We start from the raw sequence: 21,495 nt of genomic DNA, 5'->3' as shown, positions 1-21,495 counted from the left end.
AGTCATCGCTCCATGGCGGGGCTTGGTTCCTCCCCGGCACGGGGAGGGGGACCGCCGGCCGCAAGCCGGTGGTGGAGGGGGCCCTCAACTCGGTGCATCGCTCGTGGCGGAGCCCCCTCCACCATTCGCTGACGCGAATGGTCCCCCTCCCCGTGCCGGGGAGGAGCTTTTCCGTACTCCCCACCCAACGCCAGGATCGACGCGACGTGGCGTTCGGCGACTTCCATCGCGTCCTCGCCGTAGCCGCCGCCGAGCGCGCTCGCGAGGGGCAGGCGGCGGTCGCGGAACAGGCGGGCGATCCAGCGGTCGCGGCGGACCAGGCCCTCGCGCGTCAGGCCGAGGCGGCCGAGGCGGTCGCCTTCCCACGGATCGACGCCGGCCTGGTAGAGCACGATATCCGGTCCGAATGCGTCGACCAGCGGCGGCAGCGTCTCGGCGAGGGCATCCAGATAAGCCTCGTCACCCGTCCCGTCCGGCAATCCCACGTCGAGCGTCGAACGCGCCTTGCGCACCGGGAAATTCTTCTCGGCGTGGATCGAATAGGTGGCGACGTCGTGCCGCCCCGCCATCAGCGCGGCGGTGCCGTCGCCCTGGTGGACGTCGCAGTCGACGATCAGGACGCGATGCCCCTCCTCCGCCAACCGGGCCGCGGCGATGGCGAGATCGTTGAAGATACAGAAGCCGGCCCCGGTATTGGCGAGCGCATGATGGCTGCCGCCGGCGCTGTTGGCGGCATAGCCCCGCTCCATCGCCAGCCGGGCCGCGAGATAGGTGCCCCCCGGCACCACCACCGCCCGCCGCGCCACCTCCGGCGTGACCTGGAAGCCGATGCGGCGTTCCTTGTCGCGGGGCACGCGCGCTTCGACCACCTCGGCGACGTAATCGGGATCGTGCACCGCCTCGATCCAGGCGCGCGGCATCGGATCGGGAGCGAACCACTCGATCGCGTCGCCCTCGGCACGAAGCAGGTCGCGGACCAGGCCGTTCTTGTTCCACTGATAGGTGGAGCGCGGCGGCGCGGGCGCGACATAGCGCGGGTGATGGACGATCGCGATCATCCGGCATAACCTAGTTTCGAAAAGCCGCCGATCCAAGGAGAGCCGCATCGTGACCGAAATCTTTACCCGCCCGGACGTCGCGCAGTTCCTGACCTATCTCAACAACCTGCCGGGCCCGAAGATGCACGAGGTCGGCGCGCCGGCGGCGCGGCAGCTGTTCGTCGCGATGAAGGACGTCACCGATCCGCCGGTGGGCGAGCTCGCCGTGATCAAGGACCTCGGCATCCCGGGACCGGCTGGCGACATTCCCGCCCGCCTGTTCGATGCGCGCGCGAGCCGAGAGCCTGGGCCGGCGGTAGTGTTCTTCCACGGCGGCGGGTTCACCATCGGCGACCTCGACACCCACGCCAGCTTCTGCGCAGAGATCGCGCGCACGCTCGACCTGCCGGTGGTGGCGGTCGACTATCGGCTGGGGCCCGAGCATCCCTGGCCGGCGGCACCCGACGATGCCGAGGCGGCGGCGCGCTGGGTGGCGGGGAGCCCGGCCGAGCTCGGCCGCGCCGTCACCGGGCTGGTGCTGTGCGGCGACAGCGCCGGCGGCAACCTCACCATCGTCGTCGCGCTCGATCTGCGCGATAGGCCCGCGGCGGTGCCGGTGATCGCGCAGCTGCCGATCTATCCGGCGACGGATTATACGCGCGACTATCCCTCCTATGCGGCGTTCAGCGAAGGCCGGCTGCTGACGCATGAGTCGATGACCTGGTTCACCGAGAGCTACGCGCCCGATGCGGGGCATCATCGCGCCTCGCCGCTCAACGCCGAGCTCGCCGGCCTGCCGCCGGCGGTGGTGATGACTGCCGGCCTCGATCCGATCCGCGACCAGGGCCGTGCTTATGCCGCCAGGCTGGTCGAGGCGGGGGTGCCCGTGGTGTTTCGCGAGGCTGCAGGAAATATCCATGGCTTCGTGACGCTCAGGAAGGTGATTCCGTCGAGCCAGGGGGACGTGGCGGGGTTCCTGGCGGCGGCGAAGGCGGTGATCGTCGAAGCCGAGGGACAGCGGGTGATGGCGGAGGCGGCTTAATCGCCACCGTCACCCCGGCCTTGTGCCGGGGTCCACCATGCCGCAACTACCGGTCAAGAGGTTTTAGCATTGCCATTGAGGAGCAGTGGACCCCGGCACAAGGCGGGGGTGACGGTGGTGCGTGTCGACGTGATGCGTTCACTTGGATGCCGGATCATCCTAAGGCGGCGACCATGACCGATCCCAAATCCCTCCCTTACCGTCCATGCGCGGGCGTGATGCTGGTCAACCGCGACGGCAAGGTGTTCGTCGGACAGCGGCTCGATTCGACGCTCGAGGCCTGGCAGATGCCTCAGGGCGGAATCGACCCCGGCGAGGACGCGCTGGCCGCGGCGATCCGCGAGGTCGGCGAGGAAACGGGAATCGCACCCGAGCATCTCCAGCTGATCGCCGAGGCGCCCGAGGAGTTGCAGTACGACCTGCCCGACGACCTGATCGGCAAGATCTGGAAGGGCAAATGGCGCGGCCAGCGGCAGCGCTGGTTCCTGTTCGCCTTCACCGGCGAGGATGCGGACGTGAACATCGCCACCGCCCATCCCGAATTCCGCGCCTGGAAATGGGCCGATCCCGCCGACCTGCCCGCGATGATCGTGCCGTTCAAGAAGGCGCTCTACGAGTCCGTGCTCGAGGCCTTCGCCGATCCGCTGACGCGGCACGGCGGCCGTGTGGACGGCTCATCGCACCAGGGGGTGACGTCGAGCGCCCGCTGACGCTATGGGCGGGACGATGCGAAGCGTGCTCCTCCCCCTCGCGGCGCTGCTGATGCTCGGCAATGCGCCTGATGCGCCGGCACCTGGCGTCCTCGACAGCGACGATATCCCGCCGGTGATCCGCGCGATGCTCCAGGCCGCGATGGAATCGGGCAATGAGAGCGAGGTCGCGACGGTCGAGAAATATGCACGCAACGCCTCTCCGGAGAATGCGCGCGAAATCGCGGAGATCACCTCGAAATGGCGCACGGCGCGGCGCGAGGCGGCGACCGAGAAGCTGCGCACGTCCGATTTCCTGACGCTGCTCAAGGGGCGGATCGAGGTCGGCGGCTTCTATTCCACCGGCAATTCCAACAACGGCGGCGTCACCGTGAACGCCAACCTGACGCGTGAGGGCTATCGCTGGCGCCACCGGCTCGCGCTGCTCGCCGAGTATCAGGAGAGCAACGGCGTCAAGAGCCGCGAACATTACCTCGCGGCGTTCGAGCCCAACTATAAGATCGACGACCGCGCCTACATCTACGGCGCGGCGCAGTTCGAGAGCGACCGCTACCTCGGCTATTTCGAGCGCTATTCGGCCTCGGTCGGTGCCGGCTACAGCGCGATCAAGTCGTCCAGCGTCAGCCTCGATCTCGAGCTCGGCCCCGCCTATCGCTACACGCGCTTCACCGACGAGACGCTGGAGAGCAACCTCGCCGCGCGCGGGACGGCGCGGTTCGGCTGGACGTTTGCGCCCGGGGTACGGCTGACGCAGGACGCGGCCGCCTATCTCCAGAGCGCGAACAGCACGTTCACCGGCCGCACCGCGCTGTCGGCGCGGCTGTTCGGACCGGTGTCGGCGCAGCTGTCCTATGACATCGCGTACGAAAGCAAGCCGCCGGAGGGACAAGCCAGCACCGGCACCACCAGCCGCGCCTCGCTGGTCTATTCGTTTTGAGCGCGCCGGGCGCCCGCGAGCGTGACGCGATCGCGCATGTTCGCGAGGCACCGATGCTGGCGAACACGCTCGCCTGGGCGGGAGTGAACAGCGGGACGGGCAACCTTGCGGGGCTCGCCGAGATGGCGGAGCGGCTTGTCGGCGCTTTTGGCGCACTGCCGGGGACGTGCCGGTTGATCGATCCGGCGCCGGCCGAGCGGGTGACCGCAGGCGGCCGCGTCGAGCCGATCGCGCACGGGCGGCACCTCCATCTCATCGTGCGGCCCGAGGCGCCGGTGCAGATGCTGTTCACCGGTCACATGGATACGGTCTATCCGATCGATCATCCGTTCCAGGCGGTGACCGAGCTTCCCGACGGGCGGATCAACGGGCCGGGCGTCGCCGACATGAAGGGCGGGCTGGCGCTGTTGCTCGCCGCGCTCGAGGCGGTCGAAGCAGTGGGAACGCCACGGCTCGGCTATGAGGTGGTGATCAATTCGGACGAGGAAACTGGGAGCTTCTCCTCCGCCGCCCTCATCACCGCGGCGGCGCAGGGGAAGGTGGCGGCGCTCACCTATGAGCCGGCGCTGGCCGACGGGACGCTGGCCGGCGCGCGCGGCGGGACCGGCAATTTCTCGATCGTGGTGCGTGGGCGGAGCGCCCATGCCGGGCGCAATCCCGAGGACGGGCGCAATGCGATCGTCGCGGCCTCCGACCTGGCGGTCAGGCTGGCAGCGGCGAAGGGGCCGGGGTTGGCGGTCAATCCGGCGCGGATCGACGGCGGCGGGCCGAACAACGTCGTGCCGGAGCTGGCCGTGCTGCGGGTCAATTTCCGCCCTGCCTCGCGCGAGGAGATCGCGCGGGCGCAGGCGGTGATCGATGCCGCGGTGTCCGCGGTGGCGCGCGAGCACGACGTGCGGATCGAGGTGCACGGCAGCTTCAACCGACCGCCGAAGCCGGTCGATGCGGGCGCGGAGCGACTGTTCGCGCTGGTGCGGGAGGTCGGCGCCGATCTGGGGCTCGCCATCGGCTGGAAGGCGACCGGCGGCGTGTGCGACGGCAACAACATCGCCGCCTGCGGGGTGCCGGTGGTCGATACGATGGGCGTGCGCGGCGGCGCGATCCATTCCGCCGACGAGTTCCTGATTCCCGAGAGCCTGGCCGAGCGGGCGGCGCTGTCGGCGTTGACCATTTTGCGGATCGCCGACAAAGGTCGTCCATGACCTTCCGCATCCGCGCGGCCCGCGACGAGGATATCGAGCCGCTCTACGAAATGGCGAAGCTGACCGGGGGCGGCTTCACCAACCTGCCGCCGGACCGCGGTGCGCTCACCGCCAAGCTGGAGCGCAGCCATGCCGCCTTCGCGCGCGAGGACGACGGCCTCGCCGACGAGCTGTTCGTGCTCGTGCTCGAGAACGTCGCGACCGGCGAGGTGCGCGGGACGTGCCAGATCTTCACCCAGGTCGGGCAGCGCTGGCCCTTCTACAGCTATCGCATCGGCACGCTGACCAAGCACAGCGAAGAGCTGGGACGCACCTTCCGCTCGGAGATATTGAACCTCGTCAACGACCTCGAAGGCGCGAGCGAGGTGGGCGGGCTGTTCCTTCACCCGAGCGAGCGCGCGGGCGGGCTCGGGCTGCTGCTGGCGCGCAGCCGCTACCTGTTCATCCGCGCGCACCGTGCCCGCTTCGCCGACCGGCTGCTGGCGGAGTTGCGCGGCATCATCGACGAGGCGGGCGGTTCGCCGTTCTGGGACGGGGTGGCGGGGCGCTTCTTCGGGATGAACTTCCAGGACGCCGATGCCTTCAATGCGGTGCACGGCAACCAGTTCATCGCCGATCTGATGCCGCGCCACCCGATCTACACCGCAATGCTGTCCGAGAGCGCACGCGGCGTGATCGGCCTCCCCCACCCCTCCGGCCGCGCGGCGATGCGGATGCTGGAGAACGAGGGATTCGCGTTCGAGAACTATATCGACATCTTCGACGGCGGACCGACGATGACCGTGCGGACGGACAATGTGCGCACGATCCGCGAAGCGGTGGACATGGAGGTGCGGGAGGTCGCGGCCGGCGGAAAGGCATCGCTGATCGCGACCGGACGACTGGCGGGATTCCGCGCGTGCCTGGGCCATGCCGGCGACGGGACGATCGACGCGGAGAGCGCGGAGGCGCTGGAGGTCGGGCCGGGCGCGGTGGTGAGCCATGTCGGGCGGGTTTGACCACACCCGTCATGCCGGACTTGTTCCGGCATCCACCGAGCCGCACTTGCATCGGCCGATTGGCTCGCTGAACCGTGGATGCCGGAACAAGTCCGGCATGACGGAGGAAGACTGATGGCGATCGTCGAGATCAACTTCGACGGGATCGTCGGGCCCAGCCACAACTACGCCGGCCTCAGCCCCGGCAATCTCGCGGCGACCAGGAATGCAGGCGCGACCTCCCACCCGCGTGCCGCAGCGCTCCAGGGTATCGCCAAGATGCGCGCCAATCTCGCGCTCGGGCTGGCGCAGGGCATCCTGCTGCCGCACGCACGGCCGGACCATCGCTGGCTGGAGAACCTCGCCACCGACTATGCCCGCGCCGCGCCGCACCTTCAGGCGCAGGCGCTGTCGGCTTCGGCGATGTGGGCGGCCAATGCGGCGACCGTCTCGCCCGCGCCTGATACCGCCGACGGGCGCTGCCATCTGACCGTCGCCAACCTCACGACGATGCCGCATCGCAGCCATGAATGGCCGGACACGCTGGCGCAGCTCCGGCTCGCCTTCGCCGATCCTGCCTTCGCGGTGCATCCGCCGGTGCCACCGCCGTTCGGCGACGAAGGTGCGGCCAATCACATGCGGCTCACCCGCGGCCATGCCGAGACGGGGGTCGAGGTATTCGTCTACGGCCTGTCGGGCGGCCCCTTCCCTGCCCGCCAGCACCGCGAGGCGAGCGAGGCGGTGGCGCGGCGGCATGGGGTCGAGGCGCTGTTCGTGCAACAGAGCGAGGAAGCGATCGCCGCCGGCGCCTTCCACAACGACGTCGTCGCGGTCGCCAACGAGACGGTGCTGTTCGCGCACGAGCTGGCCTTCGCCGACAAGGAACGCTTCTACGCGGAGCTGCGCGCGCGCCTGCCGGAGGTCGAGATCGTCGAGGTGCCGGCGAGCCGGGTGAGCCTGGCCGATGCGATCGCCTCCTATCTGTTCAACGCACAGCTGGTGACGCTGCCCGCGGGCGGCATGGCGCTGATCCTGCCCTCGGAAGCCCGCGAGACGCCGAGCGTCTGGGCGTGGCTGCAGGAGATGATCGCCGGCAATGGGCCGATTCGCCGCCTGGAGGTGGTGGACGTCCGCGAATCGATGGCGAACGGCGGCGGACCGGCGTGCCTGCGCCTGCGCGTCGTGGCCGATCCGGCGACGGTCGACCAGCGGTTCCTGGTCGACCCGGCGAAGCTCGACCGCATCGCCGCCGTGGTGGAAACGCATTGGCCCGAGGCGATTCCCTACGACCGGATCGGCGATCCGGGGCTGATTCGTGAGATCGAGAGCGCGCGGACGGCATTGTTGGACGCGTTGGGGCTCGCCGGCGAACTGCCCTAGCTCCGGCGACGGCTCGCCGCATGATGATCGGGAGGATGTGGATGAACGACACCTACCAAGCCATCGCGGTGAACGAGGCCGATAAGCGAGTGAAGATACGGCTGACGCGCGCAGGTCTCGCGCTGGCCTTGGCTGCCTTTCTTCTTGCCCCTCTCGACCCAGGGACCGGACAGACAGCCCCATCCGCCACGACGCAGGCGCGCGACGGGAGCCATGATTTCGATTGGGAGATCGGAAGCTGGACAACCCAGTTACGATATTTGCCGGAACCGCTGACCGGATCGACCCGATGGATCGAGTATCGCGGCACGAGCGAGGTCCGGGCGGTCCTGGGTGGCCGCGCCAACCTTGTCGAGCTTTCGGTGGAAGGCGCCGCCGGAAAGATCGAGGGCACGTCGCTTCGGCTCTACAACCCGAAGGCGCGTCAATGGACGCTCAACTTCGCGAACGTCCGCAGCGGCATCCTCACGCCGCCGGTTACCGGCTCGTTCGACGCAAAGGGGCGAGGAATCTTCTATGGCGTGGATACCGTCGACGACCGCACGGTCCTCGTCCGTTTCGTGATCTCCGACGTCACGCCGAACTCCGCGCGCTTCGAACAGGCCTATTCGGCCGACGGCGGGGCGACCTGGGAAACCAACTGGATCGCCGTCGACAGCCGGCGCTGATCCCGTGCGCCCCCAGCAGCCTGTCGGATGAATTGACAGGTAACCATAAGCCTTAACCCGCAATCGCGCATTTCCGCCGCTGGCCCGGAGCTTGCTTAACCATCGCTCATGTGGCGCCGGATCAAGAACCTGTTCACGATCAAGACCAAGTTCGAGGCGTTCCTGGTGATCTACGGCCTCGGCACCGGCGCAGTGGAGCGCGGCATCCACTATCTCCACCAATATCCGGGGCCCGGCGGATGGCTGTTGTTCGCCGTCTGTCCCATCGCTGTGTTCATGGCGGGCGCGCGCATCCTCGATTCGCTCGAACATTCGCGGCGCTGACGGTTTCAAAACGCCCCCTTGCGCGTTAGGATCGCCGCCATGGCCAATCCTCTCCACCGCTGGTTCGTCGAGCACCCGCAAAGTGTCGGCGAGACTTACACCGAGCATTTCGGCGTCGCGTCGCGCTTCGGGCTGACGATGGTCGCAGGCGGGCTCGCCTGCTTCGTCCATGCGCTGGTACCGGCGCTGTTCACGCGCACGGGCAGCGGCGCGATCAAGCGGCTCTATTCGGAGATGGTGTCGCGTCAGCCGGGGGTGCGCCGCCCGGCCTATGAAGAGCCGACCTGGCGCCCCGAATACGAAATCTGACCGTATCGCCACCCAGTGATCGAGCATGTCGTCATCATCGGCGCGGGCTTTTCCGGCTCGCTGCAGGCGATCAACCTGTTGCGCCATGACGGGCCGCGCGCGACGCTGATCGAGCGGGGGCCGAGCGCGGGCAAGGGATTGGCCTATGGCGCCGCCCATCCCAGCCATGTGCTGAACGTACGCGCCGGTAACATGAGCGCGCTGCCCGACGATCCCCAACATTTCGTGCGCTGGCTCGCGGGGCGCGGCGTGGAGAATCCCGAGACCGCCTTCATCTCGCGCGTCACCTACGGCGAATATTTGAGCGAGCAGCTCGCCGCCGCCCGAGCCGCCGCGCCCGACCGGCTCACCATCATCCATGGCGACGTCACCGACCTGCGCCACAACGGCCGCGCGACGGCGGTGATGGCCGACGGCCGGCGGATCGAGGCCCATGCCGCGGTGCTCGCGGTCGGCAACCTGCCGCCGCACCATCCGCCAGGGCTCGATCCCGACGCGCTGCCGGGCAACCGCTATATCGGCGATCCATGGGACCCGCGCGTGCCGGGCGGGCTCACCAAGGACGATACGGTGCTGATCGTCGGCACCGGCCTGACCATGGTCGACGTCGCGCTGCTGCTGGAGGCGAACGGCTTCGAGGGGAAGATCGTCGCCATCTCGCGCCGCGGGCTGCTGCCGCGGCCGCACGAGGGGCCGGGCGCCAGCTGGAAGCGGATCGACGAGCGGCCCAAGCTCGCCGCCTCCGCGCTGCTGCACGAGGTGCGCGCGCGGGGCGAGGCGATCGGCTGGCGCAACGCGGTCGACGAGCTCAGGCCCTTCACCCAGGACATGTGGGCCAATGCCAGCGTCGAGGAGCGCGGACGGTTCCTGCGGCACCTGAGGCCCTGGTGGGACGTCCATCGCCATCGGCTCGCGCCCGAAGTCCATGCCCGTCTCCAGGCGATGATCGCGCGAGGACAGCTCACCGTCCATGCCGGCAAACCGAGCGCCTTCGCCGCGAGCGAGGGCGGCGTCGACGTCACCTGGCGCCCGCGCGGCGGCGACCGGCAGGAGGTGCTGCACGTCCGCCGCATCGTCAATGCGATCGGGCCGCAGGGCGACCTCACCCGCACTGGGGAGCCGCTGCTGCGCAAGCTGCTCCAGCGCGGGCTGATCCGGCCCGACGCGGCAAAGCTCGGCATCGACGTCGACGCGACCGCCGCGGTGATCGGCGCGGACGGACAGCCGAGCGAATGGCTCCATGCGCTGGGGCCGATGACGCGCGGCGCCTTCTGGGAGATCGTCGCGGTGCCCGATATCCGCACCCAGACCTGGGCGCTGGCACGCCGCCTGTCCAACGCGCATTGGGTGGGCGGTGAAGGTTTGTGATGTCTTTGGCCGGTTTGGGGTTGCGCTCCGGCAACGACCCCTCTATCTGGCCGCTTCCCAGGCGCCCGTAGCTCAGCTGGATAGAGCATCAGACTACGAATCTGAGGGTCGGACGTTCGAATCGTTCCGGGCGCGCCATTTTCTCCAGGGTCGAGCGGGAGGCCGCCCGATGCGCCGTCTCGCTCCCCTGTTTCTTCTTCTCGTCTCCGGATGCAGCGGCCTCACCAATCAGGGGCCGTCACTGCAGCCGCGCCCGATCGAGAGCCGCAGCAATGCCGAGCCCGAAGTCGTGCCGGTGCCGATCGCGCCCGATCCAGCGCTCGACGGCAAGATCGCCGAGCGCGTCAAGGCGATAGACGCGGCGGTGGAGGCTTTCACCGAGGTAGAGCGCCGCGCCGGGACGCTTGCCAATCGTGCCGCCAAGGCGCCGGCGGGGAGCGACGCTTGGCTCGATGCGCAGACAGCGGTCAGCGAGTTAGGTACTGCGCGGGGAACGACCGAAGCCGCCGTCGCGGACCTCGAGGCGCTGGCGATCGCCCATGCCGAAGGTGGTGCGCCCGCTTATCCCGCGCTCGATGCGGCGCTGGCCAAGGCCAGTGCTGAGGCTGAGCGCGAGAACGAGGTGGCGGCGCGGCTGTCGGCGTTGCTGGAGCGGTAAACCACCCGTCATCCCGGCGGAAGCCGGGATCTCATGCCGCAAACCGTTCGCCTGCCGATGGAGATCCCGGCTTTCGCCGGGATGACGGTCTGGCTTAATCCGCCCCCGCCGTGCGGAAACCGCGCAGCAGCGGCAGGATCGTCGCATAATCATCCGTCCATGGCCGGAAGCTCTTGCGCGGCCGTACCGGTTCCCATTGGCCGCCCTGCTCCAGCAGGCGCGCCAGCGTCGTGGGGTCGCGGGTGAGCGCGATCCAGTCGGAGATGGTGGCCTGCTCGCCCTCGCTCGGATCGGGATGATAGTTGAGCCGCGCCGCGAACCAATGGCCGCTCGCCCCGGCCGCCGCGACCACGGGCTCGAGATCGAGGAAACGGTTCGAGATGTGGACGAGCAGCAACCCCTTGGGGCTGAGGACCCGGCCATAGGTGGCGAAGGCCTCCTCGGTCATCAGGTGCATCGGGATCGCGTCCGACGAGAAGGCATCCAGCGCGAGCAGGTCGAGGCTGCCGGGCGGCTGCTCGGCAAGCCGCATGCGCGCATCGCCGATCTCGATCGTCGGGTGCGGCAAACAATTGGCGAGGAAGCGGAAGTGGCCGCGCGCGATGCGGACGACAGTCGGGTCGATCTCGAAGAAGCGCCATTGCTGGCCGGGCTGTGCGTAACAAGCGAGCGTGCCTGTGCCGAGCCCGACTACGCCGATCCGCGCATTCGGCCCATAGAGCACCGGCGCCGCCTGCATCGCCTGTCCGACGCCCGAGCCGGGGATATAGTAGCTGGTCGGCCAGCGCTCACGCTCGGATGAGCCGGTGAGCTCGATGCCGTGGAGCGTCGTGCCGTGCGCGAGCGTACGCCACTCGGGATAATCGCGGACGGTATAGACGCCGAAGTAGCTGCGCGTGCGCGCGTCGCCCTCGAGCGTCGTCAGGATCGCGCGATAGCCGCCGTAGAGGAAGATCGCGCCGAACAGCACGACGACATAGGGAATGCGCATCCCGATCACGAACAGGCCGAGCGCGGCGAGAGCCAGGAACATGATGTTCTCGCCCATCCCGCCGAAGATGTGCCCTGGATCGGTGAGACCGAGCCCCACCAGCACCGCGACGAGTACGGCGACCGCGATCGTGCGGATCGTCAGGCCGCGCCGGTCGGTATTCCACAGCCAGCCGAACACCGGCAGCAGGAACTGCTGCGGCGCGAGCATCCCCGCGGCAAGGATCAACAGCGGATATTCATAGGTCCAGTCGAACATCACCGGCGCGAGCAGGCCCGCGAAGACGCCGCCGAGCGCCCCTCCCACCGCCATCGCCAGATAGAAGCCGGTGAGCCGGTCTGGTGCCGGCCGCAACGCATAGAGGCGGCTGTGCAGCGCCACGGAAGCCATGAACAGCAGCACCAGTGCCATCAGCGTGTTGAGATAGGGATATTGCTGCGCGCCCCCGATCATCACGCCGCCGAACATCAGGATGGTGATCGGGGCGAAGCGGGTGATCACGTCGGCGAGCGTACGCCTGACGGCGAAGGCGACGGTGAAGCTGAGGAGATAGAGGCCGAGCGGCAGCACCCAGAGCAGCGGCACCGCGACGATATCGGTGGTGATGAAGGTCGAGGTCGCGAGCATCAGCCCCGACGGCACGAAAGCGAGCGCTATCCACATCACGACCCGGCGTGCGTCCGGCGGTGTGCTGGTGAAGGCGTGATGCGCTTCCCCTTCCCCACTCCGGCGCGGCAACAGCAGCGCACAGGCGGCGACGAGGACGAACAGCAGCGCATAGCCGGCGCTCCAGATCAGGCTCTGCTCGCGCAGGGCCAGCATCGGCTCGACGAGGAGCGGATAGGCGATGAGGCCACCGAAGCTGCCGACGTTGGACGCGGCGTAGAGCGCATAGGGGTCGCGGCCCGGCTCGGCGGTGGCATACCAGCGCTGCATCAGCGGCGCCTGGGCAGAGACGGCCAGGAACAAGGGGCCGATCGAGGCACCGAGCAGCCAGGGCACCCATAGCGCGGGCTCGGCATCGGCGGGCATCGCGAAGGCGAACAGGCCGATCGGCAGCCATAGCGCGGCGAGCGCGAGCAGGCCCAGGTGGACGATGGCGCCGGTGCGGAGCCTGAGGCGTCCCAACCAATGCGCATAGGCATAGCCGCCGAGCAGCAGCGCCTGATAGACCAGCATCGCCGAGTTCCACACGGCCGGCGCGCCGCCGAGCCTCGGCAGCGCCATGCGGGCGACCATCGGCTGGACGAGGAACAGCAGGAACGAGCCGACCAGGATCGTCGCGACAAACAGCGCGCGGGGGCCACGTCCTGCGGCAGCCGCCCCGCTTGCGATCGTATCGCTCACGCCGGCCGGGCGATCGAATAGGTGATGTGGCGCTTGAGCGGGCTGCCGTCGGGCACCGCTGGATGATCGAAATCGCCGTCCGCCACGCGTTGCATCCCCAGCCGCTCCATCAGGCCCCAGCTCCGCACATTGGCGGGCACGGTGATCGCGAGGATATGGTCGAAACCGCCGCTCGCCCAGCCCCAATAGAGGCTCGCCTCCGCCGCCTCGCGCGCATAGCCCTGCCCCCAGGCATCGCGCCGCAGCCGCCACCCGATTTCCGGCCTGCCGGCGATCGGGGTGCCGTCGGGGCCTGGCTTGATGCCGCAGAAGCCGAGGAAGGCGCCGTCGGCGCGGCGCTCCATCGCCCAGAAGCAATAGCCGACGCGATCAAAATATCCGTTGTGCCGCGCGATCGCCGCCTCGACATCGGCGGCGGTCAACGGCGGGCCGAGGTAGCGCATCACCTCGGGATCGTTGCCCATCGCCAGGAACGGCGCATGGTCGCGCGGCTCCCAGCGGCGGAGCAGGAGGCGGTCTGTCTCGATCAAGACAATTGTTCCCCGGCGAAGGCCGGGGCCCAGTTGCGAGCGGTTCGATCCTGGGCCCCGGCCTTCGCCGGGGAACAGATGAAATGCAGCTCAATCATTGAGCAGCCGAGCGGCATGCGGCGCGTGGTAGGTGAGCACGCCCGAACAGCCGGCGCGCTTGAACGCCATCAGCGTCTCCAGCACGAGCGCGTCGCGCTCCCCTGCCCCGGCGGCGACGGCGGCCTCGATCATCGCGTATTCGCCCGAGACCTGATAGGCGAACACCGGCACGCCGAACTCGGCCTTCACCCGCGCGATGATGTCGAGATAGGGCAGCCCCGGCTTCACCATCACGCTGTCGGCGCCCTCGTCGAGGTCGAGCGCGACCTCGCGGATCGCCTCCTCGGCATTGGCCGGGTCCATCTGGTAGGTCTTCTTGTCGCCCTTCAAGAGCCCGCGCGAGCCGACCGCGTCGCGGAACGGGCCGTAGAAGCCGCTGGCGTATTTGGCGGCGTAGGACATGATCTGGACGTTGACGTGGCCCCCGCCCTCCAGCGCCTGGCGGATCAGGCCGACACGGCCGTCCATCATGTCCGACGGCGCGATGATGTCGGCGCCCGCCTCCGCCTGGACCAGTGCCTGGCGGACCAGCACCTCGGCGGTGGCGTCGTTGAGGACGTAGCCGGCATCGTCGAGCAGGCCATCGTGGCCGTGGCTGGTGTAGGGATCGAGCGCGACGTCGGTCAGCACGCCGACCTCCGGCACCGCGTCCTTGAGCGCACGGATCGCGCGGCACATCAGGTTGTCGGGGTTGAATGCCTCCTCGCCCTTGTCGGTCCTCAGATGCGCGGGCGTGTTGGGGAACAGCGCGAGGCATGGGATGCCGAGGTCGCGCGCCTCCTTCGCCCGCTCGACCAGCCTGGCGACCGACCAGCGCGAGACGCCGGGCAGGCTGGCGATCGGCTCCTCGTCGGCGCCTTCGGTGACGAACAGCGGCCAGATGAGGTCGGCGGGAGTCAGCACCGTCTCGGCATGGAGACGGCGGCTCCAGGCGGAGGCGCGGGTACGGCGAAGGCGGAGAGCGGGGTAGACGGACATGGCGTTCCACATGAGCCTTCAGCCGGTCGGTTGCAATCGTCCGGCGGGTTCGGTGGCGGCGTGGGCGTGCTCCGCCGTTTCCTCGGGGTCGGGCGGCACCACCAGCAGCTGCGTGCGCCACTTGCCGTAGCGGTAATAGGCGATCGCCAGCGCCAGCGACACCGCCGAGCCGATCGGGAAGGCCCACCAAAGGGCATCCGTGCCGATCAGCGGCTTGGCGCCCAGCGCGATGCCGATCCGCACCGGATAGAGCGCGACGAACAGGATGATGAGCGGAGGGATCGTCGCGCCATTGGCGCGGACGGTCGAGAACAACACCATGGTCGCGCCGAACAGGACGAAGGTCCAGCTCGCGATCAGCTGGATGTGGCGTGCGATCGGGATCGCCGGGCTGTCGCCGCCGACGAACAGCGCCATCACCGGCCGGTCGAACAGGATGATCAGGACGATCACCGCCAGCGTGATGACCGTATTCATGACGATGCCGGAGCGGGTGATCTCCCCCACCCGATCCCAGCGGCCGGCGCCGATGTTCTGCGCTGCCATCGCGCTCACCGCCGCGCCGATCGCCATCGCCGGCATCTGGATATAGGTCCACAGCTGCTGCGAGACGGCATAGGCAGCCGCGGTGTCGACGCCGAGCCGGTTGACCAGGCCGACCATGGTGAGACCGGCGGTCGACATCACCAGCATCTGCGCGCCGATCGGCAGCCCCTTGGCGACGATGGTGCGGACCAGCGCGCGTTCGGGAATCAGGTAGCGCAGCTCGTGCCCGCGCAGGCGGATCGGCAGGTCGCGGATATAGACATAGGCGATCAGGCCGAGCGCGGAGACGGCGTTCGCCAGCAGCGTCGCCGTCGCCGATCCGGCGATGCCCATCTCCGGAAAGGGGCCGAGGCCGCGGATCAGCACCGGGTTCATCGAGCTGTCGATGATCACGCTCAGCACCATGAACCACAAAGGCGTGATCGCATCGCCGGTGCCGCGCAGGCTCATCTGGATCAGCACGCCGAGCATCGACAGCGGCAGGCCGAGGAAGATCACGCGCAGATAGTCGCGCGCCAGCGCCTGCGCCTCGCCGGGCGTGGCGAGCAGGTGGAGGATCTCCGGCGCGAAGATCCAGCCGAGCGCGGAGATCAGGATCGCGCCGCCGACCACCATTCCTACCGCCGACCCGAACGCCCGCCGCGCCGCCTCGACATCGCGGCGGCCGATCGACTGGCCGATCAGGATGGTCGCTGCCATGCCGAAACCGAACACCGCGCCGAACGTCAGGAACATGATGATGTTGGCGTTGGACGTCGCCGCCAGCGCGCCCTCACCCAGGAAGCGCCCGACCCAGATCGAGTTGATCGAGCCGTTGAGCGACTGGAGGATGTTCGAGCCGAGCGTCGGCAGCGCGAACATGAGCAATGTGCGGCCGATCGGGCCTTGGGTGAGGTCGTGGGTGGGGCGCGCCATGGCTTACTTCCTACCCGTCATGCCGGACTTGTTCCGGCATCCACGGAGCCGCGAAGTCTGCGCTCGCGGATAGGTGGACCCCGGCACAAGGCCGGGGTGACGGTTGGGGCGGAGTTTCACCCGAGGCGTGCCAGCGCAGCCGTCAGGCGCTCTGCCTCGGCCGCCTTCTCGGCGTGGTCGGCACGGGCCTTCTCCACCGCCTCGGGCTTGGCGCGCTCGACGAAGCTCGGGTTGCCGAGGCGCCCGGCCAGGCCGTCGCGCTCCTTCTCCGCCGCCGCGATCGCCTTGGCGAGGCGAGCGCGCTCGGCATCGAGGTCGATGACGCCTTCGAGCGGGATCACGAAAGTCGCTTCATCCACCACGATCTGGAGCGCGCCACCGGCCGGCACCTCGCCATCCATCTGATCGACCCGCGCGAGGCGGGCGATGGCGGCCGTCTGATTGGCGAGGCGCGCCTGCGTTGCCGGAGCGGCGTCTCGGACATGCAGCGGCAGGCGCGCGCCCGGCGGCACGTTGAGTTCGGTGCGGGCGGCACGGACTTCGCTCACCAGCCGGATCAGCCAGTCGATCTCCCGGCCCGCTTCCGGATCGAGCGCACGGGCATCCGCCATCGGCCATTTGGCGACGATCAGCTCATAGCTGCGCTCGCCCATCTTGGACCACAGCTCTTCGGTGATGAAGGGCATGAACGGGTGGAGCAGCACCAGGATCTGGTCGAGCACCCAGCCGGCGACCGCGCGCGTCTCCGCCGCCGGGCCCTGGGCGCCGAGCGCCTCGCGCATCTCGTCGCCGGAGAAGCTGCCCGGCTCGCCGCCCTGCAGCACCGGCTTGATCAGCTCGAGATACCAGTCGCAGAAGCGGCTCCACACGAAATGATAGATCGCGTCCGCCGCGCCATCGAACCGCAGATCCGCGAGCGCGAGATCGACCGCCTGCACCGTCCGGACCGTCTCGCCCACGATCCAGCGGTTGACGGCAAGGCTCGCCGCGGGCGGCTCCAGGTGTTGCGAGGCGCCGATGCCGTTGGCCTGGCAGAAGCGCGCCGCATTCCACAGCTTGGTCGCGAAGTTGCGATAGCCCTCGACCCGCTTCTCATCCATCTTGATGTCGCGGCCCTGGCTCTCCATCGCCGCCATGAAGAAGCGCAGCGCGTCGGCGCCGTATTTGTCGATCAGGCCGAGCGGGTCGACGGTATTGCCCTTGGATTTGGACATCTTGGCGCCGTCCGCGGCGCGGACCAGCCCGTGCAGGTAGAGCTTGCGGAACGGTACGTCGCCCATGAAGTGCAGGCCCTGCATCATCATCCGCGCATCCCAGAAGAACAGGATGTCGAAGCCGGAAATGAGGACGTCGTTGGGATAGCGGCCATGAAGCTTCGGGTCCGCATCCTCCGGCCAGCCCATCGTCGCGAACGGCCACAGCGCAGAGGAGAACCAGGTGTCGAGGACGTCGGGATCGCGCCAAATCGCCACCGCGTCGGGATTTGTCTCCCGCAACTCGCGTGCCGCCTGCTCATTCTCGACGATCAGGACCGAAGCGCCGGTAAGGTCCGGGCCCAGCTCCGAGGCCCGACCATGATTGGCCGCGGCCAACGCCGCCTCCTCCTCGGTTTCGGCAACGAACACGGTGCCGTCCTCGGCGAACCACGCCGGAATCCGGTGCCCCCACCACAGCTGCCGCGACACGCACCAGGGCTGGATGTTCTCCATCCAGTTGAAGAAGGTCTTCTCCCAGCTCTTCGGTACGATCTCGATCGCGCCCGATCGCACCGCCGCGATTGCGGGCTTGGCGAGCGTCGCGGCGTCGACGTACCATTGGTCGGTCAGCCACGGCTCGATCACCACGCCCGAGCGGTCGCCGTAGGGCGTCTGGATCACGCGATCCTCGACGCGTTCGAGCGCCCCCTCGCCCTCCAGCAGCTTGACGATGCGGTCGCGCGCCTCGAAGCGGTCGAGGCCGACCAGGTCGGCGGGGATCAGCCCGTCGGCGGTCTGGGCGACCTGACCCTTGGCATCGAGCATGTTGAGCATGTCGCGCGGCTCGATGCCGGCTCGCTTGCCGACCTCGAAGTCGTTGAAGTCGTGTCCTGGCGTGATCTTGACCGCACCCGAGCCGAGCTCCGGATCGGCATGCTCGTCGGCGACGATCGGGACCAGGCGGCCGGTGATCGGCAGCCGCACCTTCCTGCCGACCAGCGCCTTGTAGCGCTCGTCCTCGGGGTTCACCGCCACCGCCATGTCGGCGAGCATCGTCTCCGGCCGCGTGGTCGCGACCGAGATGAAGCCGCTGCCGTCCTCCAGCGGATAGCGCAGGTGCCAGAAGCTGCCGTTGACCTCGCGCGTCTCGACCTCGAGATCGCTGATCGCGGTGCCAAGGCCGGGATCCCAGTTCACCAGCCGCTTGTCGCGGTAGAGCAGGCCCTGCCGGTAGAGGTCGACGAACACCTTGAGGACCACCTTGGAGAAGCCCTCGTCCATGGTGAAGCGCTCGTTGGCCCAGTCCATCGAGCAGCCGAGCCGGCGGAGCTGGCGGGTGATCTCGCCGCCGCTCTCGGCCTTCCACTCCCAGACCTTGGCGACGAACTCCTCGCGGGTGAAGTCGGTGCGCTTCTGCTGGTGGAGGGCCATCTGCCGCTCGACCACCATCTGCGTCGCGATGCCGGCATGATCGGTGCCGACCACCCACAGCGCGTCCTTGCCGGTGAGGCGGGCGTGGCGGACGAGGATGTCCTGCAGCGTGTTGTCGAGCGCATGGCCGATGTGGAGGCTGCCGGTGACGTTGGGCGGCGGGTTGACGATCGTCCAGGGCTCGGCGCCGGGGCGGTCAGGTCGGAACAGCCCGTTGGTCTCCCAATGCTGGTACCAGCGCGATTCGATCTCGGCGGGGTCGAAGGTCTTCGGCAGGTCGGTCATGCGGCCGTCCATAGCCGCCCCGTGCGGCGATACAACCGGGGCGGCGCTCAATAGCCGCGGTCGAGATCGACGACGTTGCGCATCGGCCGTCCGTCGAGGAAGGCGGAGAGATTGTCGAGGAACAGCTCGGCGGCGCGGAGGAACATCTTCGTCTGGCTGCGGCCGGACAGATGCATGGTCAGGATCGCGTTGGGCGCGGACCAGAGCGGATGGTCGGACGGCAACGGCTCCGGCGTGACGGTGTCGAGGAAGGCGCCGGCGATGCGGCGCTTCTCCAGCGCCTCGGTCAGCGCGTCCTGATCGACCATGTCGCCGCGAGCGACGTTGATGAGCCAGGCCGACGGCTTCATCGTACGGAGCTCGTCGGCGCCGAGCAGCGCGTGGGTCTCTCCGGTCGAAGGCGCGGCGAGGATTACCCAGTCGAACTCGCCGAGGCGTGGTTTCCACTCGCCGGGAGTGAGCGTGCCGTCGTGGCCCGAGCGGGTGACGCCGGTGACCGTGCCCCCGAACGCCGCGAGCCGCTCACCGATCAGCCGGCCGATCGTGCCGTAGCCGACGATCAGCGCGGCGGTCCCGTCGAGCTCGACCTTGCCCGGCGCGTCGGTCGACCACTCGCGGCGGTCGGACATGCGCACCACCTCGTCGAAACGCTTGGCGGCGGCGAGCACGCCCATCACCGCATATTCGGCGACCGCGATCGCGTTGATGCCGACGCCGTTGGTGAGGATCGTGCCGTTGGCCTTCAGCCTGGCGAGATCGAACGGGTCGACGCCGGCGTAGATGGTGTTGACCCACTTGAGCTGGCCGCCGGTCGCGACCGCCTCGGCGGTATCGGCTGAACGCTGCATGTCGACCCAGGCGATATCGGCGTCGACGATCATCTCCCGCGCGTCTTCGCGGGAGGCGAACCAGGCGACATCGAGGCCGCCCGGCAGGCGCGGTTCCAGCAGCGGGCGGGCGAGCGCGGGGAGGACGGCTTTCATAGAGACGGCCTACCAAATCCTCCCCGGCACGGGGAGGGGGACCGCCGCCGAAGGCGGTGGTGGAGGGGGCTCACCGCGAGCGAGTCGTCTGCCGCGCTCCCCCTCCACCAGCCTGCGGCTGGTCCCTCTCCCCGTGCCGGGGAGGAGCTTAGAGGGCGAGCTTCCAATCCCACCCCAGCGGATCGCCGTCCATCACCTCGACACCGGCCGCCGTCAGCTCATCCCGAATCGCGTCAGACCGGGCGAAGTCCTTGGCAGCGCGCGCTTCCTTGCGCTCGGCGAGCTGGGCTTCGATCGTCGCCTCGTCGATCACGGCATCGGCGGGACGCACGCGCAGTTCGGTGCGGTGGAGGGTGGCGAGCCTGAGCCCGAGCACGCGGTCGATCTTGCGCACGGCAGTGAAGCGATCGCCGGCGTGGCCCTTTCCGGCCACCACGCTCTCGAGCAGCACCAGCGCACGCGCGGTGTTGAGATCGTCGCTCATCGCTTCCTCGACCTCGCGCACCTCGACGACGTCCAGCGACCCGCGCGGCTCGGCGTCGAACCGCGCGGCCAGCTTCTCGATCCCCTGTACAAGCCGCTTCAGCCGCGTCAGCGCCGCGGACAGATTGTCCCAGGTGAACTCCAGTTCACTGCGGTAATGCGCCTGGAGGCACATCAGGCGATAGGCGAGCGGATGCACGCCCGCGTCGATCAGGGTCTGCAGGGTGAGGAAGCCGCCCGCCGACTTCGACATCTTGCCACCGCGATCCACGAGGAAATTGTTGTGCATCCAGATATTTGCGCCTGGATTCGGGCACGCGCAATGAGCCTGGTTCTGCGCAATCTCATTGGGATGGTGGATTTCGCGATGATCGATCCCGCCGGTATGGATATCGAACGGATGCCCGAGATGTTTGAGGCTCATCACCGAGCATTCGAGGTGCCAACCCGGTGCGCCCCGTCCCCAGGGCGAATCCCATTCCATCTGCCGATGCTCGTCCGGTGCCGAGGTGCGCCAGATCGCGAAGTCCTGCGGGTGGCGCTTGCCCTCGACCGGATCGATCCGGCTTTCGCCCTCGTCGGTGCCGGCGCGCGCGAGGCTGCCGTAGTTCGGCACGGTGCTGACGTCGAAATAGAGACCGGATTCAAGCTGATAGCAGCTCTTTTCGATCTTCTGTGCGAAGTCGATCATCTCCGGAATGTGATCGGTCGCGACCGACCACAGCATCGGCGGGGTGATGTTGAGCCGGGCGACGTCGCGCTTGAACGCCTCGGTATAATGCGCGGCGACCTCCCAGATCGACTTGGCCTGCGCGGCGGCCGCCTTCTCCATCTTGTCCTCGCCGGCATCGGCGTCGGAGGTCAGGTGGCCGACATCGGTGATGTTGATGACATGGCGCAGGTCATAGCCTTTCCAGCGCAGCGTGCGGCCGAGCGTGTCGGCGAAGATATACGCCCGCATGTTGCCGATATGCTGGTAGTTGTAGACCGTCGGCCCGCATGAATAGACGCGGGCCTCGCCGGGATGGATCGGGCGGAACTCTTCGATCGAGCGGGTGAGGCTGTTGTAGAGCCTGAGCGGTGTGCCGGACATGACCGG

Annotated in this window: 19 protein-coding genes and 1 tRNA gene; 12 read left to right on the top strand and 8 right to left on the bottom strand. The window is 68.6% G+C overall.

What is annotated here, in order from left to right; all coding sequences use genetic code 11:
- Positions 1 to 2 precede the first annotated feature (2 nt).
- The gene (locus tag LZK98_RS10095; protein ID WP_233786417.1) at positions 3 to 1,058 is read right to left on the bottom strand and encodes a histone deacetylase family protein; all 1,056 of its coding nucleotides are present in this window, start codon (positions 1,056 to 1,058) and stop codon (positions 3 to 5) included.
- Positions 1,059 to 1,107: 49 nt separating this feature from the next.
- Here LZK98_RS10095 and LZK98_RS10090 point away from each other — a divergent pair, with 49 nt between their 5' ends.
- The 12 genes from LZK98_RS10090 (at position 1,108) to LZK98_RS10035 (ending at position 10,612) form a co-directional block, all read left to right on the top strand.
- Positions 1,108 to 2,079: an alpha/beta hydrolase gene (locus LZK98_RS10090; protein WP_233786416.1), complete on the top strand. Its 972-nt coding sequence runs from the start codon at positions 1,108 to 1,110 to the stop codon at positions 2,077 to 2,079.
- A gap of 173 nt (positions 2,080 to 2,252) precedes the next feature.
- Positions 2,253 to 2,789 carry an RNA pyrophosphohydrolase gene (locus LZK98_RS10085; protein WP_233786415.1) on the top strand — a complete coding sequence of 179 codons (537 nt, stop codon included), beginning with the start codon at positions 2,253 to 2,255 and terminating at the stop codon, positions 2,787 to 2,789.
- Positions 2,790 to 2,805: 16 nt separating this feature from the next.
- Positions 2,806 to 3,726 carry a DUF481 domain-containing protein gene (locus tag LZK98_RS10080; RefSeq protein ID WP_233786414.1) on the top strand — a complete coding sequence of 307 codons (921 nt, stop codon included), beginning with the start codon at positions 2,806 to 2,808 and terminating at the stop codon, positions 3,724 to 3,726.
- Complete coding sequence (locus tag LZK98_RS10075; RefSeq protein WP_264757872.1) at positions 3,723 to 4,928, top strand: hydrolase; 1,206 nt, start codon at positions 3,723 to 3,725, stop codon at positions 4,926 to 4,928. Before LZK98_RS10080 ends, LZK98_RS10075 begins: the two co-directional genes overlap by 4 nt.
- Positions 4,925 to 5,926: an arginine N-succinyltransferase gene (locus LZK98_RS10070; RefSeq protein ID WP_233786413.1), complete on the top strand. Its 1,002-nt coding sequence runs from the start codon at positions 4,925 to 4,927 to the stop codon at positions 5,924 to 5,926. The genes LZK98_RS10075 and LZK98_RS10070 overlap by 4 nt, the downstream gene beginning before the upstream one ends.
- A 114-nt stretch (positions 5,927 to 6,040) precedes the next feature.
- On the top strand, positions 6,041 to 7,285 hold the full coding sequence (locus LZK98_RS10065; RefSeq protein ID WP_233786412.1) for an N-succinylarginine dihydrolase: 1,245 nt from the start codon (positions 6,041 to 6,043) through the stop codon (positions 7,283 to 7,285).
- 41 nt (positions 7,286 to 7,326) lie between these two features.
- Entirely contained in the window at positions 7,327 to 7,953 is a 627-nt protein-coding gene (locus tag LZK98_RS10060; protein ID WP_233786411.1) for a hypothetical protein, read from the top strand.
- Positions 7,954 to 8,061: 108 nt separating this feature from the next.
- Entirely contained in the window at positions 8,062 to 8,277 is a 216-nt protein-coding gene (locus tag LZK98_RS10055; RefSeq protein WP_233786410.1) for a hypothetical protein, read from the top strand.
- A 39-nt stretch (positions 8,278 to 8,316) separates the two neighbouring features.
- Positions 8,317 to 8,586 (top strand): DUF6356 family protein, encoded by a 270-nt coding sequence (locus LZK98_RS10050; protein ID WP_233786409.1) that lies wholly within the window; start codon positions 8,317 to 8,319, stop codon positions 8,584 to 8,586.
- Between the two features lie 15 nt (positions 8,587 to 8,601).
- Positions 8,602 to 9,954: an FAD/NAD(P)-binding protein gene (locus LZK98_RS10045; protein ID WP_233786408.1), complete on the top strand. Its 1,353-nt coding sequence runs from the start codon at positions 8,602 to 8,604 to the stop codon at positions 9,952 to 9,954.
- A gap of 61 nt (positions 9,955 to 10,015) precedes the next feature.
- Positions 10,016 to 10,092 (top strand) — tRNA-Arg (locus tag LZK98_RS10040).
- Between the two features lie 31 nt (positions 10,093 to 10,123).
- A complete protein-coding gene (locus LZK98_RS10035; RefSeq protein ID WP_233786407.1) occupies positions 10,124 to 10,612 on the top strand; it encodes a hypothetical protein in 489 nt (162 codons plus the stop codon).
- A 94-nt stretch (positions 10,613 to 10,706) separates the two neighbouring features.
- On the opposite strand, the gene LZK98_RS10030 is transcribed toward LZK98_RS10035, so the two are convergent.
- From LZK98_RS10030 to cysS, 7 genes are all read right to left on the bottom strand, one after another.
- Entirely contained in the window at positions 10,707 to 12,950 is a 2,244-nt protein-coding gene (locus tag LZK98_RS10030; protein ID WP_233786406.1) for a spermidine synthase, read from the bottom strand.
- A complete protein-coding gene (locus tag LZK98_RS10025; protein WP_233786405.1) occupies positions 12,947 to 13,480 on the bottom strand; it encodes a GNAT family N-acetyltransferase in 534 nt (177 codons plus the stop codon). Before LZK98_RS10025 ends, LZK98_RS10030 begins: the two co-directional genes overlap by 4 nt.
- A 90-nt stretch (positions 13,481 to 13,570) precedes the next feature.
- Positions 13,571 to 14,557, bottom strand: coding sequence for a porphobilinogen synthase (gene hemB, locus LZK98_RS10020; protein ID WP_233786404.1), 987 nt, complete (start codon positions 14,555 to 14,557; stop codon positions 13,571 to 13,573).
- 18 nt (positions 14,558 to 14,575) lie between these two features.
- Positions 14,576 to 16,018, bottom strand: coding sequence for an MATE family efflux transporter (locus LZK98_RS10015; RefSeq protein WP_233786402.1), 1,443 nt, complete (start codon positions 16,016 to 16,018; stop codon positions 14,576 to 14,578).
- 116 nt (positions 16,019 to 16,134) lie between these two features.
- Positions 16,135 to 18,930 (bottom strand): valine--tRNA ligase, encoded by a 2,796-nt coding sequence (locus LZK98_RS10010; protein WP_233786401.1) that lies wholly within the window; start codon positions 18,928 to 18,930, stop codon positions 16,135 to 16,137.
- A 47-nt stretch (positions 18,931 to 18,977) separates the two neighbouring features.
- A complete protein-coding gene (locus LZK98_RS10005; protein ID WP_233786400.1) occupies positions 18,978 to 19,913 on the bottom strand; it encodes a D-2-hydroxyacid dehydrogenase in 936 nt (311 codons plus the stop codon).
- A gap of 148 nt (positions 19,914 to 20,061) precedes the next feature.
- A complete protein-coding gene (gene cysS, locus LZK98_RS10000; RefSeq protein WP_233786399.1) occupies positions 20,062 to 21,489 on the bottom strand; it encodes a cysteine--tRNA ligase in 1,428 nt (475 codons plus the stop codon).
- Positions 21,490 to 21,495 lie beyond the last annotated feature (6 nt).

Origin of the sequence: Sphingomonas cannabina, from assembly GCF_021391395.1 — a bacterium.
GTDB classification, from domain to species: Bacteria; Pseudomonadota; Alphaproteobacteria; order Sphingomonadales; family Sphingomonadaceae; genus Sphingomonas; species Sphingomonas cannabina.
Note: the sequence above shows the minus strand (reverse complement) of the source record. Positions and strands in the feature narration are given on the sequence as shown.